Raw genomic sequence first — 19,809 nt, 5'->3', positions numbered from 1 at the left:
CGATCCATCCCCCTCAGAGTTCGCGCAGCTTGATCGACCGGAATTCGACCCGGTCGCCGTGATCCTGCAGCAGGATCGGTCCCTGCTTGCCTTCGCCGAAGCCGGGCACGCCGGCGTATTTGCTCTGCGCCACCAGCGCACGGAAGGCTGGGGATCCGCGGTCATACTCGACCATCTTGAAGCCGTTCAGCCAATGCTCGACATGCGCACCGCGCACGACGATCACCGCACGGTTCCAAGAGCCCGGCGGGTTGATACGCTTGCCGGGGCTATCGGGATCGGAGAGGTTCTTCGCGGCGATCAGGTCATACAGCGATCCGAGCGTCCGGTTGCCATCGCGTCCCATCTTGGCATCGGGATGCCGCTCGTCGTCGAGCAACTGGTATTCGAGCCCGATCGACTCGCCCTTTTTGAGCAGCCCGGCATCGACGAAATACTTGATCCCGCTATTGGCGCCGGGCGTCAGCTTGAAATCGATCGACAGTTCGAAATTGCGGTAGTCGCGGGTCGTCGCGATATCGCCCCCACCGCCACCGCCGCCACCATCGACGCGCAAAGCACCGTCGGCCATCGACCAGCCCGATGCCGGAAACCCCTGGCCCTTGACGCTGCGCCAACCGGTACCGGTCTTACCGTCCCACAGCAGTTTCCAGCCGGCGCGCTGTTCGCCTGCGGACAGGCGATTGGTCAGCCAGCCCTGCTCGGCGAGCGCGGTCGCGGGCAGCGCGAACCGTGCCGGCGCATCGGTAATCATCCGCACCTTGCGAAACCGCACTTCTGGATGCCGCGCGGCCTCCGCATCGGGGATCGCATGGACCTGGAAGGCTATAAAGCCCCGCGCATCCATGTCGTCGACGACATCGGCGGCCGACACGCCGTTAATCCACGTCCGCAGCCGGTTGCCGATCGCCTCGACACGGTAGTGATTCCAGTCGCCCGAGCGAAAGGTATGGCGCGCCGCCTCGTTGCGACCCAGCGTATAGAGCCATTGCCGCCGCTGCTCGTCGTATAGCCCGGCGCTCCAGCGGCGCGACGACGGGTCGATCTCCGCCTGATACCCATGCACCACGCCGTCACGGTAATCGGGTCGACTCTGACCGCGGATCATGATGCCCGAATTGAGCGCCGGATCGGTCTTCGCATCGAATTCGATGATGAAGTCGCCATACTGCGCCTCGGATACCAGCCAGCTATTGGTCTTGCCGGGCTCGGCGCGTCCGATCAGTTCGCCATTCTCGAACGCATAGCTCGCCTTGCCGCCGGTCGCGCGCCAGCCGGCCAATCCCGCGCGGGGAGTAACATCGCGCCACGGCGCCTTTGCCTGATTAACGGGAACCTGATGGGTGGAGGATTGCTGCGTCGGTGCAGCATTGACCGATGACTGTGCCATCAACGGCACGACCGCCAAGGTCAGAATTGCGAGCGCTCGAGCCATTCGCTTCCCCTTTTCTCTTTTCTGCGAGCGCGGGTTGGGCAACCCTGTCCGGACGGGTCCGGTCGTCTCGCATCGTTTACCGCCGACATGTCGCTGTCGTACGGCCTCTCCTGAACCACGTCTTAAATTGTGGTCGGGCCACATGCAACAGGATTGTAAGGCATTTTAATCCGACCAGTGCGCGCTTTTCGGCTGCACGAGGCTTGACGATGCTTTACGCATCGCGATGTAAAAGACGGCGCCATCGCTCTGGCGGGCGCGCATCGAACGAGGAATATAATGCAAGGCACTGAAGGCGGCGGCAAACTCTATCGCAAGATCGTGCAGGCGATCATCGCCGACATCACGGCCGGCGTATACCAGGTCGGCGCGCGCCTGCCCGCCGAACGCGACCTGACCGAGCGGTTCCAGGTCAGCCGCCCGACGATCCGGGAGGCGATGATCGCGCTCGAGATGAAGGGCATGGTCGAGGCTCGCAAGGGATCGGGCGTGTTCGTGCTCGCCTCCTCTTCGAACGACTCGGAAAAAGAGCTCGACATCGGCGCGTTCGAGATCACCGAGGCGCGCCGCCTGCTCGAAGGCGAGGTTGCCGCGGTCGCCGCGACGGAGATAACCGAGCAGCAACTGCTCGAATTGCGCGGCCTGCTGGGTCAGATGAATCAGGACGACACGCTAGCGGCTGAGGACGCGGATCGTCGCTTTCACATCGCGATCGCGGAGGCGACGGGCAATGCCGTCATCATCTCCGCCGTCACCGACTTCTGGGACATGCGCTTCCGCTCGCCACTCGCGCGCGAAGTGCTGGCGAAGGCTGGAAGCCTCGGCACCGAGAACCGCATGATCGAACATGGCCGGATCCTGAGTGCGCTGGAGGCTCGCTCGCCGATCGACGCACGCAACGCGATGCGCGATCATCTCGCCCGCGTGATCGATCACCTGCTCGACGTTACCGAAACCGAAGCCGTCGAGCGCGCACGCGCTGCTACCGACCAGCGTCGACGCGCGCTGGCCCGACGCTCGGTCTGACCCGACGCTCGACCTGATCTGACTCGGTCCAACGGGACCGAACGGCCAGTCGCGCCTGCAGCCTGAGCGCGCGTGCCATCGAGCTTTTCAGCCTATCACAGCATGATAGCGCCACTGCGCAACCATAGTGGTCAAACAATCTCCCTGACCAAATGATTCTGCGTTGTCATATTTGGTTTGTAATGATACCTGACGAATTACGCCGACTTTAGAAAACTAGGGCGGCAAACTGTCGGACAGCGTCAACTCAGCGCGCCGGCCTATCGGGAGAGGGTCTTTGAGCCGTAAGAGCTTCGATAAGCGGAAACTGCTTATCTCGACGAGTATCGTCAGCCTATTCGTTGCCGCGCCCGTCATGGCCCAGCAGACTGCGGGCAGCCAGATGCCACAGCCAGCGGACAGTCAGACGAGCCCGCCCGATCCCGCTACCCAGGCCGCTCCAGAGGCCGAAACCGCAGATATCGTCGTGACCGGGTTTCGTGCCGCGCTGAACAACGCACTGAACCAGAAGCGTAACGAGACCGCAGCGATCGACAGCATCGTCGCGGAGGATATCGGCAAGTTCCCCGATTCCAACCTCGCGGAATCGATGCAGCGTATTCCCGGCGTGGCGCTCTCGCGCGGTGACGGCGGCGAGGGCCGGAACATCTCGGTTCGCGGCCTCGGCTCGCAGTTCACGCGTGTGCGCATCAACGGCATGGAAGGCGTATCGCAGGTCAGCGGCAGCGATATCCGCGGCGGCGTCGCGACCGGTCGCTCGTTCGATTTCGTGACCTTCCCGACCGAGATCTTCTCCGCGCTTTCGGTCCGCAAGACTCTATCGGCGGACGTCGAGGAAGGCTCGCTGGGCGCGACCGTCGATCTTCGCGCGCCCAAGCCGTTCGACCAGAAAAAGGATTTCGTCCTTACCGGCACCGCGCGCGGTATCTACAACGACATCAGCAAAAAGGCCGATCCTCGCTTGTCCGCGCTGGTCTCCAAGAAGTTCGGCGACACGTTCGGCATCCTCGGCAGCATAGCCTATTCGAAGCGGCATATCGACGAATATGCCTATTCGGCGGTCGATGTCGTGCCGACCACGGTTTACGGCCAGGCGCAGCCCGCCGGCACCGCGAACGCCGGCGTGATCTTCCCGTTCTGCACGCCCGTCGGCTACAGCTATCGTGGGGCCGCGACGAACAGCCCCGTCGGCGGCTATACCCAGCCCAACGGGACGCCGATCGGCGCCGACGCCAACAATTGCAGCACCGGCAATCCGCGTACCAGCACCGCCGCGGCGTATGACTATATCATGAGCCGTACCGGGGTGAACGGTCGCCCGGGCGGCGGTGTCTATCTGCCGCGCCTGCCGCGCCCGGTGAAGAGCAGCCAGGATCAGGAGCGTCTCGCCGGTACCTTGACGCTGCAGTGGAAGCCCAGCGCAAATACCGACATATCGCTCGACGGCCTGTATTCGCGCTTCAAGGTCGACCGGCTCGACCAGATGTTCGATGCGCGCTCGTTCGGGCGCGCGATCTCGAACAACGGCCAGCCTCTGACCTCGGTCCGCGAGATCGAAGTCGACGATAACGGGTCTCTGGTCCACGGCCTGTTCGACGGCGTCGATCTGCGGTCGGAGATGCAGCAGGAGAAGTTCACCTCGACCTACCGCCAGGTCAATCTGAACTTCGACCAGCGCTTCTCGGACACGGTTCGGGTCTACGGCCTGGCCGGCATCAACCAGTCGCGGCTTGACGTCGACCGCCTGCAGGTGGCGATCGATTCGAACGATACGCGGAACTTCTCGATCGATTTCCGCGACAATCCCGACATTCCGAAGATCGGCTACGGGATCGACACGACCAATCCCGCGCTGTTCCAATACGGACCGCCGCTCGCGAACGGCGACCAGCGCGGCCAGCTGTCGAATTTTATCCGCCGCAACACGATCACCAGCAAGACCTTCGAACTCAACGGCGAATGGGAGGCGGCACAAGGCTTCACGCTTCAGGTCGGCGGCCAGTATCGCACGAACAAATATACCGCGCGCGAGCGGCAGCTTGCCACCAACACCCCGCTCGAACTGCCGGCGGGCGTCACGCTCGCGAGCCTGACCACGGTGACGAAGGGCGTCGGCAGCAATCTGGACGGCTTGCTGCAGGATTTCGTCTCGATCGATCCGGACAAGTTCCGCGATGCCGTCGGTCTCGACAGCTATGCCTATTGCAGCATCGAATGCGCGAAGGGTACGTTTGGCGGCGTCTACGAGAAATACGGCTCGGGCTACGCGATGGTGAAGTTCAACACCGCCGACACCCTGCCGTTCGCACTGCGCGGCGATGCCGGCGTCCGCTACGTCCATACTAGCCTCAGCACCTATGGTCCGATCACTTCGGCGGCTCCCGCCGGATCGCTCTATCCCTCGCGTTTCGTGATATCGGAGGTCAGCCGCAGCTATGACGATTGGCTGCCGTCCGCGAATCTCGCGCTGGACATCACGCCGAATCTGATCGCGCGCGCTTCGGTGGCGCGGGTCATGTCACGGCCCGCCTACGGCCAGTTGATTCCCGCAGGCTCGGCAAACCTCGTCATCCAGACCGCATCGTTCAGCAATCCCTTCCTCGAACCGATCCGCGCCAATACGTTCGACGCGGCGCTCGAATGGTATTTCGCCAAGGGCTCGCTGATTTCGGTCGCCTATTTCTACAAGAATATCGAAAGCTACATCCAGACGACCAGCCAGGCGGTCGCGTTCCAGGATATCGGCCTGCCGCTGACGCTGCTCAACGGTACGCAGCTTCGCCCGACCGACGTGTTCACGGTCCAGCGCAGCAACAACACCGAGGGCGGGCCGCTGCGCGGGTTCGAGGTGAACGTCCAGTTGCCCTTCACCTTCCTGCCCGGCGTGCTGCGCAATTTCGGCGCACTCGGCAACTTCACGCGCGTCCGTTCGAACATCAACTACGTCATATCGCCGACGCTATCCCGCACGGCGCCGCTGGTGGGCCTGTCGCCGGAAACGGCAAGCGGGACGCTGTATTACGAGGACGACAAGTTCAGCATCCGCTCGACGGTAAACTACCGCGCGGCGTTCCTGACCGCGGTTCCGAGCGGTTCGGTCGACGCGGATTCGACGTCGAATGCGAGCTCGATCTTCGTCGATGCATCGGCCTCGTATAATCTCAACGAGCATATCAAGCTGATCGCCGAAGTCTCGAACGTCACCAACGAGACCAATCGCCTGACCGTCGATACGGTGCGTAAGGATCCGCTCTACACGTCCTATTTTGGTCGCACCTACGCCTTGGCGGTCAACTTCCAGTTCTGAATACCCCTTCCCTCCATCGACATCGACGCCCCCTGCCGATGTCGACCAACTCAGGGTGCGCCGCACGGTGTAGCGGCGCACCCGATTTTTCTGTTCGAGCGGAACCCAGATACGTCTCCAGTCACCATCAACCTTCACCGACGAAAAATGGCCTGACCACTTTATAGCATCTGGCCTAATAGGTTCGGGATCGCTAGACACATGTAACCGCAGCGAGGCCACAAGGTCCGCACAATCGAGAGAGGACGCTGGGTGCCGATGATCGAGACGATGCGCTGGTTCGGCCCTTCCGACCCGGTAACGTTACGCGATATTCGCCAGGCCGGTGCCACCGGTATCGTGACGGCGCTCCACGAGATCGCGAATGGCGACGTCTGGCCCCAGGATGCGATCGCCGCGCGGCAAGCCGAAATCGAGGCGGCCGGGCTCGTCTGGTCGGTGGTCGAGAGCCTGCCGGTGCACGAAGCGATCAAGACGTACGGCGCCGACCGGGACAGGCTGATCGACAATTATCGGCAGAGCCTGACCAATCTGGCCGCATGCGGCATCCGTACGGTCACCTATAACTTCATGCCGGTCATCGACTGGACCCGCACCGACCTCGCCTGGACGATGCCCGACGGCGCGCGCGCGCTTCGCTTCGAGCTCGAGGCGGCGGCAATCTTCGACATTCATATTTTACAGCGCGCAGGGGCCGAGCGCGATTATTCTCCTGCGCTGGTCGAAAGCGCAGGGCGCCGGTTCACTGCGATGGATACGGACGCGCGCCGCCTGCTCGAGAAGACCATCATCGCAGGGCTTCCCGGCAGCGAGGAGACCTTCACCGCCGATCGGTTTCGCGACGCGCTGGCGCAGTATGACGCGATCGATGCCGAGGGGCTTCGCGCCAACCACATCGCGTTCCTGAAGGCGGTCTGCCCGCTGGCGGACGCACTCGACATGCGGCTGGTGGTGCATCCCGACGACCCGCCCTTTGCGTTGTTCGGCCTGCCCCGCGTGGTCAGTACCGAGGCCGATGTGACGACGCTGTTCGCGCGAGTGCCCAACCGCTCCAACGGGTTGTGCTTCTGCGCGGGCTCGTTCGGCGCCCGTGCGGACAACGACCTGCCCGGGATGATCGAGCGGCTTGGCGACCGGATCGGCTTCCTTCACCTGCGATCCGTCCAGCGCGAGCCGGGTGGCGCCTTCCACGAGGCCGCGCATCTCGCCGGTGATGCCGACATGGTCGCGCTGGTCGCGGCCATTCATGCCCTGCAGACGCGCGAGGGACGCTCGATCCCGATGCGCCCCGATCATGGCCACCAGATGCTGGATGACCTGTCGAAGCACACGCTGCCCGGCTATTCGCTGCTCGGGCGGATGCGCGGCCTTGCCGAGCTGCGCGGTCTCGAGCGCGGGATCGCGTATATGGCGGTGCGCGCTTGAGCCGCCCGCTTCGCCTCTCGCCAGATCGACTGTTCTCCAGCGACCCGGACCAGCGCTCGATCGCCCGCGCGCTGTATGCGGAGATCGCCACGCTGCCGATCGTCTCGCCGCACGGCCATACCGATCCGCGCTGGTTCGCGACCAACGAACCGTGGCGCGACGCGACCAGCCTGTTGCTGGCGCCCGACCATTATCTGTTCCGGATGCTCTACAGCCAGGGCATCGCGCTCGATCGTCTCGGCGTTCCGTCGCGGGAGGGCGTGCCCGATACCGACCCGCGCGAAGCCTGGCGCACGCTCGCCACTCATTACCATCTGTTCCGTGGGACACCGTCACAGGCGTGGCTCGATCATGTCTTCGCAGAGGTGCTCGGGTTCGACGTGGCGCTCGATGCCTCGACGAGCGACCTGTATTTCGACGGCATCGCCGAGCGGCTCGCGACCGAGGCGTTTCGCCCGCGTGCGCTGTTCGAGCGGTTCGGGATCGAATTCCTCGCGACCACCGAGGGCGCCGACGATCCGCTCGACGCGCACCGTGCGATCCGCGGCTCCGGCTGGGCGGGCCGCGTCGTGACGACCTATCGTCCAGACGGCGTCATCGACGTGGAGCACGAGGGGTTCCGCCCCACGATGGAGCGGTTTGCCGCGTTGACCGGGGAGGATGTCTGGACCTGGCCCGGCTATCTCGCCGCGCACCGCAAGCGCCGCGCGGACTTCCGCGCCGCAGGGGCGACCGCAACCGATCACGGCCACCCGACCGCGCAAACCGCGAACCTCGATCCCGGCGCCGCCGCGGCGTTGTTTGCCCGCGTCACCGGTCCCGACCCGACACCTGCCGATGCCGAGCTGTTCCGTGCGCAGATGCTGACCGAGATGGCACGCATGTCGATCGAGGACGGGATGGTCATGCAGATCCATCCCGGCAGCGTGCGCAATCACAACGCGCGCCTGTTCGCCAGCCACGGACGCGACCGCGGCGCCGATATCCCCGCCCGCGTCGATTTCGTGCATGGCCTGCGCCCGATGCTCGACGAGGTCGGCAACGATCCGAGCCTCACCATCATCCTCTTCACGCTCGACGAATCCACCTATGCGCGCGAACTGGCGCCACTCGCCGGCCATTATCCCTGCCTGCGTCTCGGCCCCGCCTGGTGGTTTCATGATTCGCCCGAAGGCATGCGCCGCTTCCGCGAGATGACGACCGAGACGGCGGGCTTCTACAATACGGTCGGGTTCAACGACGACACGCGGGCGTTCCTGTCGATCCCCGCGCGCCATGACGTCGCACGACGTGTCGATTGTGCGTTCCTTGCGCGCCTCGTCGCCGAGCATCGGTTGGCGGATTGGGAAGCGGCCGACCTCGCGCACGAACTGACCGTCGGACTCGCGCGCCGAGCCTACCGCGTGTGAGACTGTCCGCCGCCACGATCGACCGGCTGTCGGCGCATGTCGCACGGCCCGACTATGACCGCGCCCGCAGGACCGCGCGATACTAGCCGACAAACCGGCAGCATTCGGCAGACGATAAAAGCGGACAAACCGCGAGGGGAGAGCGAGCGTGGACGGTTCAACACAGGCGACGGATCCCGGCCCGCAAAAGGCCGGCGGCAATGTCCGCTGGGTCATCTGTGCGTTGCTGTTCTTCGCGACGACGATCAATTACATCGACCGTCAGGTCATCGGCATCCTCAAGCCCACGCTGCAGGGCGAACTGGGCTGGTCCGAAGTCGACTACGGCATGATCGTGTTCTGGTTCCAGGCGGCCTATGCGATCGGCCTGCTCGCCTGCGGGCCGATCATCGACAAGATCGGCTCGAAGATGGGCTATGCCGCGGCCATCACGGTGTGGAGCCTCGCCGCGCTGTTCCATGCGCTGGTCCGCAGCCCCGGCGGCTTCTCGATCGCCCGCTTTGCGTTGGGGCTCGGCGAGGCGGCGAACTTCCCGGCCGCGATCAAGTCGGTCGCCGAATGGTTTCCGAAGAAGGAACGCGCGCTCGCCGCCGGCATCCTGAACGCCGGCGCCAATGTCGGCGCGATCGCCACGCCGATCGTCGTGCCGATCATCACGCTCGCCTATGGCTGGCGCGCGGCGTTCATCGTGACGGGCCTGCTCGGGTTCGTCTGGCTCGCGGCGTGGCTTATCTTTTACCGCGCGCCCGAACATCACCCCCGGGTCTCGGCACAGGAGCTTGCCTATATCCGCGCCGATCAGGACAATGATGCGGGCACGACGCCGATCCCGTGGCGTCGCCTGTTCCGCTATCGCGGCACCTGGGCCTTCGTCGTGGCCAAGTTCCTGACCGATCCGGTCTGGTACCTCTTCCTGTTCTGGCTGCCGGACTTCTTTGCCAAGCGCCACGGCCTCGATCTCAAGACGTTCGGTCCGCCGCTGATCGCGGTCTATCTGCTCGCGGACGTCGGCAGCATCGGCGGCGGCTGGTTGTCGTCGGCACTCATCAAGCGCGGGTACAGCGTCAACGCCGGCCGCAAGCTGGCGCTGCTCGCCTCTGCCATATTGGTATTGCCGATCATGCTGGCCAGCACCGTGTCCAGCCTGTTCGCCGCGGTCGCGATCATCGGCGTGGCCGCTGCCGCGCACCAGGGCTGGTCGTCGAACCTGTACACGATGGTCTCCGATACGTTCCCCAAGAGTTCGGTCGCGTCGGTCATGGGGATCGGCGGCGCCGCCGGGGCGGTCGGCGGGATGATCATGGCGCGCTATGTCGGGCACGTGCTCGAAACGGTCGGCAGCTACGTCCCGGTGTTCGTCTGGGCCGGCATCGCCTATTTCGTCGCGCTGGCCATCGTCCATCTTCTGCTGCCGAACCTGGAAGATGCGCAACCCGGCTAACGTCGTGCAGGAGCCGATGACGAGCGTTCAAACATCGGCTCATACCATCTCCCATGTTTCGAGGATCGTCGCTCATGATCGTGCCGTCCGTTCTTCTCATACTGGCGGCAGCGCAGGCGACGGTCGCGCCCGTCGCGAAAGCCGAACATGTCGCGATCCAGGCAGCGGACATCGATCGCAGCGCGGCCTTCTACCATGAGGCGTTCGGCTTGCGGATCATCCCGACGCCGCTCAAGAACCGCCGCTGGCTCGACCTCGGCAACGGCCTGGCGCTCCACATCCTCGACGGCCGCACCGCACCGAAGCCGTCGAACCGGAACGAGCATCTGGCGCTGCATGTCGACGATCTCGCTACCGTCACCGCCTGGTTGGACCGACATGGCGTCGTCTGGACCGATCTCGCGGGCAAGCCGCGCGCGATGCAGGTCCGGTTCGACGGCGTCCGCCAGATCTATGCGCAGGATCCCGATGGCTATTGGCTGGAGATCGGGGACTCGCCTACCCTTTCCAAACGCTGATTTCACCCAAACTCGGCGCGATTAGCGGCAGGAACATTAGCCCGCGATGTTCGAGAAGTTCATTGCCGCATCAGATCGTCTTATCCTGCCGCACGACCCCGCAGACGCACCGTCCGGCTGCAGAGAGTGGACTGAGGTTCGCCTTCCTTCGCCGGTCGTACACGCTACACAGACAGACCGGGCCGTGCCCCCTTCATGTGGGCGACGTGCCGACGATCGGAAGGACCCGCCCAATGGTACATGAACTCGCCAACATCCTGATCCGCGCCGGGATGGGAGAACAGTTCGAGCGGAGTTTCTCGGCCGCCGTGCCATTGTTCAAACGCGCAAAGGGCTGCGAGAGCGTTCACCTCGAACGATCGGTCGAAGATCCTCTCCGGTATCTCCTGAGCATCGTCTAGGGCGACGTCGTTGCCAAGACATTCATCCCGGTCCTGATCGACCTGTACAAGCAGGGCCGCTTCCCGTTCGACCGGCTCGTCCGGTTCTATGCGTTCGACGACATCAACCAGGCGATGGAGGATTCCGAACGCGGCGTCACGATCAAGCCGATCCTGCGGGTCGCTCGCGAGCCTGTTGCCGCCTGAACGACCGGGTAGAGTCCCTATGGCGGGACTTCATTTCCCCTTCCGGTCTATGCGAAAACGCATATGGGTTACGCGTATATCGCAGATCGCTAAAGCATTATGCAGCGTCCATATCAGCGGGGTAGCAACGAGGTGTCCAAATGCTTCCCGCCCTTTTCGTATCGCACGGTGCGCCGACCTTCCCGTTGACGGATGCGCCCGCCCGCCTTTTCCTCGAGCAACTCGGGGCTGATCTTCCTGAACGGCCGCGCGCGATCCTCGTGATCTCCGCGCATTGGGAGACCGCCGCGCCGAGCGTGACCGCAAGCGCGGTCAACGAGACGATCCACGACTTCACCGGCTTTCCCGCCGAGCTGTATGCGATCCGCTATGCAGCGCCCGGTTCGGCCTGGCTGGTCGATCGTGTCGCCGGCCTGATCGAAACGGCTGGCGGCAAGGTCGCCCGTGTCCCCGGCCGCGGTCTCGATCACGGCGCATGGGTGCCGGTGCGGCTCGTCTATCCCGAGGCCGACATCCCCGTCGTCCAGCTCTCGGTCCAGACCGCTCTCGGGCCGGACTATCATTACAAGCTGGGCCAGCTTCTGGCACCGCTCCGCGAGGAGGGCGTGCTGATCGTCGGCTCGGGCAGCTTCACCCACGACCTGTCCAGCTTCCGCCAATATTACAATGCCCTGCACGCCCCTGCCCCGGCCTGGGTCGACCAGTTTGCGGACTGGATGACCGATGCGATCGAGGAAGGCCGCATCGACGACCTGCTCGCCTATCGCAACCGCGCGCCGCAAGCCGTGCGCAACCATCCGACCGAGGAGCATCTACTGCCGCTGTTCGTGGCGCTGGGAGCCGGAAGCGGCGGTAGCGAGGCCGGACGGGCCGAGCATCTACACGCGAGCACCACGCACGGCATCCTGCGGATGGATGCCTTTGCATTTGGAGGAGCGGCATGAACCGGCCCCTGATCGTCGCGTTGCACGGTGTCGGATCGTCCGGTTCCGACATGGGCGCAGCCCTCGCGCCGTTGACTGCCGTTGCCGAGGTGATCGCACTCGACGGCTGCGAACCTTTCGACGGCGGTGGCCGCGGACGGCAATGGTTCTCGGTCAGCGGCGTGACCGAGGCCGACCGGCCGCGGCGCGTGGCGGGTGCGTTGCCTCGCATGCTCAAGCGGCTCGACGACCTGGCAAGACAGCACGGCGTCGCGCGAGAGGATCTCGTGCTGCTCGGCTTCAGCCAGGGCGCGATCATGACGCTCGCGATGGTGGCGCAGGGGTTTCACGCCGGGCGCGCCATCGCGATCGCAGGCCGACTGGCAGCGCCTGTCATCCCAGCGGCTACACACCCCGCGTCATTGCTCGTCATCGCCGACTCGGTCGACCGGGTGATGCCACAGGGATTGTCGCAGGACGCCGCCGAACGGCTTCGCGCGGCAGGCCATCATGTCGACCAGATCCTGACCGCCGGGATCGGCCATGGCATCGGCGCGCAAACACTTTCCTCGATCGCGAGCTGGCTCGCCGCGACCGCTTCCCCACGCCCCCCCGAACTCACCCCCGCACTTACGATCGAAGGATGACATCATGACCACGAACACCCTGGATACCACCGCCTCCTCTTGGGCGCCTCGCCTGCACGCCATCTTCCGTATCGTCCTGGCGCTCCTGTTCCTGTCGCACGGACTGGTGAAGCTGTTCGGCTTTCCCGCCGGCGCAGCACCAGGCCAGGTGCCGCTGCTGAGCCTGTTCGGGCTTGCTGCAGTCCTTGAATTGGTTGGCGGCCTAGCCCTGCTCGTCGGCCTGTTCACCCGCCCGATCGCCTTCGTGCTGGCAGGCGAGATGGCCGTCGCCTACTTCATGGTGCACGCTCCCCAGGGCTTCTTTCCCGTCCTCAACGGCGGCGAGCTCGCGGTGATCTACACCTTCGCCTTCCTCTTCCTAGCTGCCGCGGGTTCTGGCCCCTGGAGCATCGACGCCAAGCGCGGTGCATGATGCTCGACTGGGATGACCTCAAGACGTTCCTGGCGATCACCCGGCACGGCACGCTGTCCGCGGCCGCGCGGGCGCTGAAGGTCAGCCAGACGACGATGGGCCGCCGGCTCGACCATCTCCATGGTCGGGCCGGCGCAACCCTGCTCGATCGTACGCCGACGGGGTTCCGGTTGACCCCGACGGGTGCGGCGATCCTCGGCGAGGTCGAGCGCATGGAGGATGCGGCGCTGTCGCTGGAGCGCACGATCAGCGGCGGGGACCAGCGCCTGGAGGGCCTGGTCCGCGTCACCACCGTCGATGCGCTCGCCGCGCACATCCTCACCGCCGGTCTCAAGCCGCTCCACGACGCGCATCCGGGTATCGTGATCGAGCTGATCACCGACAATCGCTCGCTCAGCCTCGCCCGCCGCGAAGCTGACGTAGCCGTCCGGCTCGGCCGGTTCGATGCCCATGAAACGGTCGTGCGAAAGATCGGCGAGATGGCGTTCGCCGTCTATGCTTCCGCCGCCTATCTGGACGCTCGGGGCAGGCCCGACTGGGCGACGGGCGCACCGGGGCACAGGATCGTGCGAGTACAGGACGACCTGCTCGACACGCCGGACGGACGCTGGTTCGCGGACTGCACGACGCGCGCCGAACCTGCGCTTCTCGCGAACAGCCGCGAAGTTCAGCTCCAGGGCGTCAAGGCAGGCCTCGGGCTGGGTCACCTGCCCTGTTACCTCGCCGCACATCAGTCGGATCTGGTCCGCCTCGGTACCGGCGAAGCCCTCACGCGCGAGATATGGATGGGCGTCCACCGCGACACCCGCCACGCGCCGCGGATCATGGCGGTCCAGGACGTCCTCGTCGCCGCTATCGCCACGAACAAGGCGTTGCTGCTGCCGAATTTCGGCACGGCCGCGCCTCCACTTACTCCTCAAACACAAGGGAAATCATCATGACCGGCAAGCCAACAATCGGCATCCTCATCGGCAGCCTGCGAACCAACGGCCTGACCCGCAAACTCGCGATTGCGATCCAGAAGCTCGACGCGATCGGCGGGTTCGGCGCCAACCATCACCTGCGGCAGAGCCTGGTATTCCTCGACATGCCGGCGATGCAGCAGCCGGAGGCTTATCTGGGACACGCCGCCAGCCTGTTCGACGACGCCAGCAACCTGGTCGAAGGCAGCGGCAAGACCTTCCTTGAAGGCTTCGTAACGGCATTTACGGCCTGGGTAGCACTGCACCCAAGCAAGGCCTGATCGACCAAGGGGACCCGGCCAGCCTGTCGGCCGGCCGGGTTCACCGGGTTACGCCAGACGCTGCGCGTGCCAGCGTAGATGGTCGGCCATGAAGGTCGAGATGAAGTAATAGCTGTGGTCGTACCCGGGCTGCATCCGCAAAGTCAGGTCGATCCCGGCCGCATCGCATGCCGCCTTCAGCAGTTCGGGGCGGAGCTGTTCGACCAAGAACTGGTCGGCATCGCCTTGGTCGACGAGTATCGCCGGAATGCGCGCGCCGTCCTCGATCAGTGCGACCGCGTCATGCGAACGCCATGTCGCGCGATCGTCGCCCAGATAGCCCGAGAGCGCCTTGACGCCCCACGGCACCTGGCTGGGCGCGACGATCGGCGCGAGTGCGGAGACCGCCTTGAACCGATCGGGGTGACGCAGGCCGATGGTCAGCGCACCATGCCCGCCCATCGAGTGGCCCATGATCGATTGCCGCGCCATGTCGACCGGGAAATTGGCGGCGACGAGCGCGGGCAATTCCTCGGTGACATAGCTCCACATCCGGTAATTGGCCGCGAACGGCGGTTCGGTCGCGTCGACGTAGAACCCGGCACCGAGACCGAAGTCATAGGCACCGGCGGCATCGTCGGGCACGCCTTCCCCGCGCGGGCTGGTATCCGGCGCGACCAGGATCAGGCCGAGCTCCGCACAGGCCGCGCGAAACTCGCCCTTTTCGGTGACGTTGGCGTGCGTGCACGACAGCCCCGACAGGAACCACACGACCGGCAGCGTCGCCCCCTCGTCATGCGGCGGGACATAGACCGAGAAAGTCATCTCGGTCCCGGTGACGGCAGAGGCGTGTTTGTACACGCCTTGCACGCCACCATGCGATCGATTGGTAGAAACCGTCTCGATCATAGCCATTACGCCGCCTGCTTCAGCGTGTAGGCCTGCGTCGCGAGCACATCCATCAGCGTCGGGTTGAGGCAGTCATAAGGCTCGAGCCCGAGTGTCTTGAGCTGCGCGCGTACCGGCGTGGTTTCCGCCGGATCGACGCCGCCTTCGATGATCGACGACACGAACGCCGCGAAGCCCGGTGCGGCCGCCCCCTTGGTATCGAACAGCTCGGCATGGACGAAATCGAGACCGTAGAAGCCGTGGTCCTTGTTCTCGATCCGGCCGTACAGATGCACGCCGCAGACGGTGCAGGCGTGGCGCTGGATCGCGGCCCTCTCGTCGACGATCGCCAGCTTGTCGCCGTTCCGGGCGATCGCGACCTTCTCGCGCGGGACGACGCCGACGACGGCGAATGCCGCGCCCTCGGGCTTCCAGCATTTGGTGCAGCCGCACGCATGGTTGTGCGCGACGTCGCCGTCGACCGTCACCGTGACGGTGCGGTCGGTGCAATGACAGCTGAGCGTGCCGCCGGCGAAATCGCCGGTGCCGGGGGTCACGCCGCTATCGAGCATAGGGTGGAGGGATATGGTCATGGGGTAACTCCGTGTGATTAGTAGACGACGACCGAACGGATGCTCTTACCTTCGTGCATGAGGTCGAAGCCCTTGTTGATCTCGTCGAGCGTCAGGACGTGCGTGATCATCGAGTCGATCTCGATCTTGCCGTTCATGTACCAGTCGACGATCTTCGGAACGTCGGTGCGGCCGCGGGCGCCGCCGAACGCGCTGCCCTGCCAGACGCGGCCGGTGACCAGCTGGAACGGTCGCGTCGAGATCTCCTTGCCGGCCTCCGCCACGCCGATCACGGTCGAGACACCCCAGCCGCGATGGCAGGCTTCGAGCGCCTGGCGCATCACGATCGTGTTGCCGGTGCAGTCGAACGTGAAGTCCGCACCGCCATCGGTCAGCGCGACGAGGTGCGCGACGATGTCACCGTCGATCTTCGACGGATTGACGAAGTGCGTCATGCCGAACTTGCGGCCCCATTCCTCCTTGTCGCCGTTCAGGTCGACGCCGATGATCATGTCGGCACCCACCATGCGGGCACCCTGGACCACGTTCAGGCCGATGCCGCCGAGCCCGAACACGATCACCGTGTTGCCGACCTGGACCTTTGCGCTGTTCACCACGGCGCCGACGCCGGTGGTCACGCCGCAACCGATATAGCAGGTCGTCTTGAAGGGCGCGTCCTCGCGGATCTTCGCCACGGCGATCTCCGGCAAGACCGTGAAGTTCGAAAAGGTCGAGCAGCCCATGTAATGGAAGATCTGCTGGCCCTTGTACGAGAAGCGGGTCGTGCCGTCGGGCATGAGCCCTTTCCCTTGCGTCGCGCGGATCGCGGTGCACAGGTTGGTCTTGCCGCTGAGGCACGACTTACACTGGCGGCATTCGGGCGTGTAGAGCGGGATGACGTGGTCGCCCGGCTTCACGCTGGTCACGCCGGGGCCGACCTCCCGGACGATGCCGGCGCCTTCATGGCCGAGCACGCTCGGGAACAGGCCTTCGCTGTCGAGGCCGCCCAGCGTATAGGCGTCGGTATGGCACAGGCCCGTCGCCATGATCTCGACGAGGACCTCGCCGAACTTCGGCCCTTCCAGGTCGAGCTCGACGATTTCCAGGGGCTTCTTTGCTTCGAAGGCGACTGCGGCACGCGTTTTCATGTTGATCTCCAATTCTCTGAACCAGGTCATGCCATGCTCGACGCCGCGGGATAATCCGGGCATTCGGCAATTCATTGTTGCTGTGTGGGGATGATCGTGCGGAGGTGGGACGGAATTGCAGAAGCGGTCGCCGTCGATACCGCCGGCACGTTTGCGGGCGCGGCGCGGTCTTTGAAGGTGTCGACGTCGCATATTAGCCGCGCCGTTGCGCGGCTCGAGGCGACGCTCCAGGTTCAGATCTTCAACCGGACCACGCGCCGCGTCGTCGCGACCGAGCAGGGTAGGCTTCTGCTCGACCAGCTCCGCCGGGTCATCGACGACCGCGACCAGGCGTTCGCCAGCGTAGCGGTCGACGGTGAACCCCAGGGGGACTTGAAGCTGACCTGCTCGATCGCGCTGGGGGATCGCTTCGTCGTGCCGATCGTCCGACAATTCGCGACGGACTATCCGAACGTCAGCGTCACAATCGATCTGACCAACCGCATCGTCGATTTGATCGCGGAAGGATATGACATCGCGATCCGCACCGGCGGGCTCCACGATTCCAGCTACGTCGCGACGCGCATCGCGTCGAGGCGGCTGCAGGTTTGTGCCTCGCCGTCCTACCTAGAGGGAAAGCCCGGCCTGGGCGAAATCGCAGATTTAGACCTGCATTCTTGCCTGCTCGGCACGAACCCCCATTGGAGTTTCGCCGTGGATGGTGCCGAGGTTGTACGTCGGGTCAGAGGGCGGTGGCATTGCAACAGCGGGGAATCCACCGTCGAGGCGGCGATCGCCGGCATGGGAGTTTGCCAACTTCCCGATTTCTATGTGCGCGAGCCGATCAAGGACGGCAGCCTCGTCGCGCTCCTCGAAGAGTTCGAACCCTCCGCGCAACCGATCTGGGCGGTCTATCCGCACAGGCGCCATCTGCTCCCGAAGGTCCGCGTACTGGTCGATCGGCTGAAGGCGCAATTGCAGTCTCGACTCGGCGGGAGATGACCGGGGACGTGCAACTCGGCTGCCCCCGATCTCCCCGCCTGGTCGGCAGCCGGCCGTTGGTGACGGCGAAACCATATTGTCGGCGAGCATCTCGAAACCTATTGTCGACAGTATTCGCCTTCATCGGCGTCGCGCCTGAGTTCGTGTCGCGGAGGGAGTGTTGCTAGGGCCCGTACAACTCGAGGCCGCGATGGCCCGCGCGGACCAGAAGGTTTCAGCTATCCTCGCCTGAGCGGAATGAAGGCTGCTCTTCGGTGTCCCGCTTTGCGGCGGAGCCGATCCGTTAACGATCCGAAGGCTGTACGACGGCCTTCGCATACAGACGTTTGTGCAGGTCAAAATCGAGACGGCATGGGCACGCTCCATCGCACCCATGCCGTCTCAATCGGATTCAGGCAGTTTGCCCGCCATCGACGTTCAGGATGGCCCCGGTCACGTGGCGAGCCGCCGGACTGGCCAGGAATACCACGGCAGCGGCGACGTCCTCCGCTGTACCGTAGCGGCCCAAGGGGCTGAGGCTGCGCTGGAAGTCCGCATAGTCCCCGTCGGCTGGGTTCATGTCGGTGTCGGTCGAACCGGGCTGCACCAGGTTTGCGGTGATATCCCGGGGGCCGAGTTCCTGCGCCAGTCCGCGCGTGAATGACTGCAGCGCCGACTTCGTCATGAAGTACACCGTGCCCGTCGCGCCGACGATCCGATCTGCTCCCGCGGATCCGATCGTGATGATGCGGCTGCCCGACGCCAGATGCCGGATCGCAGCCTGAGCGGCAAGCACGGGAGCCCGTACGTTCACCGCAAGCAGGGCATCGATGTCTTCGATCTTGAAGTCTTCGATCGTGCCGTAAAGTGCGATCGCGGCGTTGTTGACGAGGATGTCCAATCCCCCCAGCGAGGTCACGGCGTCTTCGACCGATCGCTTGATGGCGGCGGGATCCGCGCTGTCGGCCTGGATGGCGAAGCCGCGCCGCCCTTCCGCCTCGATTGCTCGCACGACCTCTGCGGCCCGGTCTGCGGAACGCTCGTAAGTCACGGCAACATCCGCACCCTTTTTCGCCAGAGCCAGAGCGATGGCGGCGCCGATGCCTCGCGATCCACCCGTCACGAGCGCACGTTTGCCAGTCAGTTCGGTCATGATAATGTCTTTCTGTATCGTTCGACACAGATTAGCTAGGATCGTTGTCTTCCGGCGTCAATGTATTACATATCGATCGATGCAGAAATCTAACTCGTCGGGAGAAGCTGGAACGGCCGCAACGCGATCACGCGGCCGGCCCCGTGCGTTCAATCGTGATGCGGCGCTGGAACAGGCCACCCGGTTGTTCTGGAGCAAGGGCTATGAAGCGACCTCGATGACGGACCTGACGGGGGCGATGGGGATCGGGTCTCCGAGCCTCTACGCCGCATTCGGCTCGAAGGAGGCGCTCTACGCCGAGGCGTTGCAGCACTATGTCGACAGCAATGAGCATTTCGTCTGGGCGGCCTTCAAGGCTGCGGACAGCGCAAGAGGCGCCGTCCAGTCCCTCCTGATGGACTCAGCTGCGGCGCTGACCGGTTGCATCGCCGACATGCCCCGCGGCTGTATGGTGACACTCTCGTCGGTCGGCAGTGAGGGCCATGCCGGCCTCGGCGAGATCGTCAAAGCCGCACGAGCCGTCACGCTCGAGCGGCTGGAAGAGCGTCTTGCGCAAGCCAAGAAGAGCGGTGAAATTCCTCAAGCTACCGATGGTCGTGCGCTCGCCCGGTTCGTGCAAGCGGTTCAAACAGGTATGTCGATCCTGGCGCGCGATAGCGCCAGCCGCTCCGAGCTGGAGAATCTGACGTTGGTGGCAATGGCCGGATGGGACGCTCGCACCCAATAGTCCGGAAAA

At 64.6% G+C, this 19,809-nt stretch carries 19 protein-coding genes; 14 read left to right on the top strand and 5 right to left on the bottom strand.

Annotated features, from left to right (window positions below; all coding sequences use genetic code 11):
* Positions 1 to 13 precede the first annotated feature (13 nt).
* Positions 14 to 1,435: a 3-keto-disaccharide hydrolase gene (locus AC3D24_RS03340; protein WP_489028168.1), complete on the bottom strand. Its 1,422-nt coding sequence runs from the start codon at positions 1,433 to 1,435 to the stop codon at positions 14 to 16.
* A gap of 279 nt (positions 1,436 to 1,714) precedes the next feature.
* On the opposite strand from AC3D24_RS03340, the gene AC3D24_RS03335 reads away from it, so the two are divergent.
* The 12 genes from AC3D24_RS03335 to AC3D24_RS03280 all read left to right on the top strand — a co-directional run bounded on the left by AC3D24_RS03335 (position 1,715) and on the right by AC3D24_RS03280 (position 14,373).
* Entirely contained in the window at positions 1,715 to 2,461 is a 747-nt protein-coding gene (locus AC3D24_RS03335; RefSeq protein ID WP_489028166.1) for a FadR/GntR family transcriptional regulator, read from the top strand.
* Between the two features lie 277 nt (positions 2,462 to 2,738).
* A complete protein-coding gene (locus tag AC3D24_RS03330) occupies positions 2,739 to 5,768 on the top strand; it encodes a TonB-dependent receptor (protein ID WP_489028164.1) in 3,030 nt (1,009 codons plus the stop codon).
* A gap of 258 nt (positions 5,769 to 6,026) precedes the next feature.
* Entirely contained in the window at positions 6,027 to 7,193 is a 1,167-nt protein-coding gene (gene uxuA, locus AC3D24_RS03325; protein WP_489028162.1) for a mannonate dehydratase, read from the top strand.
* Positions 7,190 to 8,602 carry a glucuronate isomerase gene (gene uxaC / locus AC3D24_RS03320; protein ID WP_489028160.1) on the top strand — a complete coding sequence of 471 codons (1,413 nt, stop codon included), beginning with the start codon at positions 7,190 to 7,192 and terminating at the stop codon, positions 8,600 to 8,602. Before uxuA ends, uxaC begins: the two co-directional genes overlap by 4 nt.
* 148 nt (positions 8,603 to 8,750) lie before the next feature.
* Entirely contained in the window at positions 8,751 to 10,043 is a 1,293-nt protein-coding gene (locus tag AC3D24_RS03315) for an MFS transporter (RefSeq protein ID WP_489028158.1), read from the top strand.
* Between the two features lie 74 nt (positions 10,044 to 10,117).
* Complete coding sequence (locus AC3D24_RS03310; protein ID WP_489028156.1) at positions 10,118 to 10,561, top strand: VOC family protein; 444 nt, start codon at positions 10,118 to 10,120, stop codon at positions 10,559 to 10,561.
* Between the two features lie 233 nt (positions 10,562 to 10,794).
* Positions 10,795 to 10,962: an antibiotic biosynthesis monooxygenase family protein gene (locus AC3D24_RS03305; protein ID WP_489028154.1), complete on the top strand. Its 168-nt coding sequence runs from the start codon at positions 10,795 to 10,797 to the stop codon at positions 10,960 to 10,962.
* A gap of 326 nt (positions 10,963 to 11,288) precedes the next feature.
* A complete protein-coding gene (locus AC3D24_RS03300; RefSeq protein WP_489028152.1) occupies positions 11,289 to 12,092 on the top strand; it encodes a DODA-type extradiol aromatic ring-opening family dioxygenase in 804 nt (267 codons plus the stop codon).
* A complete protein-coding gene (locus AC3D24_RS03295; RefSeq protein ID WP_489028150.1) occupies positions 12,089 to 12,718 on the top strand; it encodes an alpha/beta hydrolase family protein in 630 nt (209 codons plus the stop codon). Before AC3D24_RS03300 ends, AC3D24_RS03295 begins: the two co-directional genes overlap by 4 nt.
* Positions 12,719 to 12,722: 4 nt before the next feature.
* The gene (locus AC3D24_RS03290; RefSeq protein ID WP_489028148.1) at positions 12,723 to 13,130 is read left to right on the top strand and encodes a DoxX family protein; all 408 of its coding nucleotides are present in this window, start codon (positions 12,723 to 12,725) and stop codon (positions 13,128 to 13,130) included.
* Entirely contained in the window at positions 13,127 to 14,071 is a 945-nt protein-coding gene (locus AC3D24_RS03285; protein ID WP_489028146.1) for a LysR family transcriptional regulator, read from the top strand. The genes AC3D24_RS03290 and AC3D24_RS03285 overlap by 4 nt, the downstream gene beginning before the upstream one ends.
* Positions 14,068 to 14,373: a hypothetical protein gene (locus AC3D24_RS03280; RefSeq protein ID WP_489028144.1), complete on the top strand. Its 306-nt coding sequence runs from the start codon at positions 14,068 to 14,070 to the stop codon at positions 14,371 to 14,373. The genes AC3D24_RS03285 and AC3D24_RS03280 overlap by 4 nt, the downstream gene beginning before the upstream one ends.
* Before the next feature lie 48 nt (positions 14,374 to 14,421).
* On the opposite strand, the gene fghA is transcribed toward AC3D24_RS03280, so the two are convergent.
* From fghA to AC3D24_RS03265, 3 genes are read right to left on the bottom strand one after another with little or no spacing between them, the layout of a single operon-like run.
* Positions 14,422 to 15,267, bottom strand: a complete 846-nt coding sequence (fghA, locus tag AC3D24_RS03275) for an S-formylglutathione hydrolase (protein WP_489028143.1) — start codon at positions 15,265 to 15,267, stop codon at positions 14,422 to 14,424.
* Positions 15,267 to 15,833 (bottom strand): S-(hydroxymethyl)glutathione synthase, encoded by a 567-nt coding sequence (gfa, locus tag AC3D24_RS03270; protein ID WP_489028141.1) that lies wholly within the window; start codon positions 15,831 to 15,833, stop codon positions 15,267 to 15,269. The genes fghA and gfa overlap by 1 nt, the downstream gene beginning before the upstream one ends.
* 17 nt (positions 15,834 to 15,850) lie before the next feature.
* Positions 15,851 to 16,960, bottom strand: coding sequence for an S-(hydroxymethyl)glutathione dehydrogenase/class III alcohol dehydrogenase (locus AC3D24_RS03265; RefSeq protein WP_489033024.1), 1,110 nt, complete (start codon positions 16,958 to 16,960; stop codon positions 15,851 to 15,853).
* A 90-nt stretch (positions 16,961 to 17,050) separates the two neighbouring features.
* Here AC3D24_RS03265 and AC3D24_RS03260 point away from each other — a divergent pair, with 90 nt between their 5' ends.
* On the top strand, positions 17,051 to 17,941 hold the full coding sequence (locus tag AC3D24_RS03260; protein ID WP_489028139.1) for a LysR family transcriptional regulator: 891 nt from the start codon (positions 17,051 to 17,053) through the stop codon (positions 17,939 to 17,941).
* Positions 17,942 to 18,332: 391 nt separating this feature from the next.
* Here the strand turns inward: AC3D24_RS03260 and AC3D24_RS03255 are convergent, their stop codons facing one another.
* Complete coding sequence (locus AC3D24_RS03255) at positions 18,333 to 19,073, bottom strand: SDR family NAD(P)-dependent oxidoreductase (protein WP_489028137.1); 741 nt, start codon at positions 19,071 to 19,073, stop codon at positions 18,333 to 18,335.
* Between AC3D24_RS03255 and AC3D24_RS03250 the strand changes: the two genes are divergently transcribed.
* On the top strand, positions 19,009 to 19,800 hold the full coding sequence (locus AC3D24_RS03250; RefSeq protein ID WP_489028135.1) for a TetR/AcrR family transcriptional regulator: 792 nt from the start codon (positions 19,009 to 19,011) through the stop codon (positions 19,798 to 19,800). The two genes, AC3D24_RS03255 and AC3D24_RS03250, sit on opposite strands and share 65 nt — an antisense overlap.
* Positions 19,801 to 19,809 lie beyond the last annotated feature (9 nt).

The sequence above is a fragment of the Sphingomonas sp. SL1004 genome (genome assembly GCF_057815015.1).
Note: the sequence above shows the minus strand (reverse complement) of the source record. Positions and strands in the feature narration are given on the sequence as shown.

Coding starts and splice junctions, on each gene's coding strand:
- uxuA (WP_489028162.1), top strand. CDS start 6,027: ATGATCGAGACGATGCGCTGGTTCGGCCCTTCCGACCCGGTAACGTTA.
- AC3D24_RS03255 (WP_489028137.1), bottom strand. CDS start 19,073: ATGACCGAACTGACTGGCAAACGTGCGCTCGTGACGGGTGGATCGCGA.
- AC3D24_RS03285 (WP_489028146.1), top strand. CDS start 13,127: ATGATGCTCGACTGGGATGACCTCAAGACGTTCCTGGCGATCACCCGG.
- AC3D24_RS03265 (WP_489033024.1), bottom strand. CDS start 16,960: ATGAAAACGCGTGCCGCAGTCGCCTTCGAAGCAAAGAAGCCCCTGGAA.
- AC3D24_RS03295 (WP_489028150.1), top strand. CDS start 12,089: ATGAACCGGCCCCTGATCGTCGCGTTGCACGGTGTCGGATCGTCCGGT.
- AC3D24_RS03260 (WP_489028139.1), top strand. CDS start 17,051: ATGATCGTGCGGAGGTGGGACGGAATTGCAGAAGCGGTCGCCGTCGAT.
- AC3D24_RS03300 (WP_489028152.1), top strand. CDS start 11,289: ATGCTTCCCGCCCTTTTCGTATCGCACGGTGCGCCGACCTTCCCGTTG.
- AC3D24_RS03310 (WP_489028156.1), top strand. CDS start 10,118: ATGATCGTGCCGTCCGTTCTTCTCATACTGGCGGCAGCGCAGGCGACG.
- AC3D24_RS03335 (WP_489028166.1), top strand. CDS start 1,715: ATGCAAGGCACTGAAGGCGGCGGCAAACTCTATCGCAAGATCGTGCAG.
- fghA (WP_489028143.1), bottom strand. CDS start 15,267: ATGGCTATGATCGAGACGGTTTCTACCAATCGATCGCATGGTGGCGTG.
- AC3D24_RS03280 (WP_489028144.1), top strand. CDS start 14,068: ATGACCGGCAAGCCAACAATCGGCATCCTCATCGGCAGCCTGCGAACC.
- AC3D24_RS03340 (WP_489028168.1), bottom strand. CDS start 1,435: ATGGCTCGAGCGCTCGCAATTCTGACCTTGGCGGTCGTGCCGTTGATG.
- AC3D24_RS03305 (WP_489028154.1), top strand. CDS start 10,795: ATGGTACATGAACTCGCCAACATCCTGATCCGCGCCGGGATGGGAGAA.
- AC3D24_RS03250 (WP_489028135.1), top strand. CDS start 19,009: ATGGCGGCGCCGATGCCTCGCGATCCACCCGTCACGAGCGCACGTTTG.
- AC3D24_RS03290 (WP_489028148.1), top strand. CDS start 12,723: ATGACCACGAACACCCTGGATACCACCGCCTCCTCTTGGGCGCCTCGC.
- gfa (WP_489028141.1), bottom strand. CDS start 15,833: ATGACCATATCCCTCCACCCTATGCTCGATAGCGGCGTGACCCCCGGC.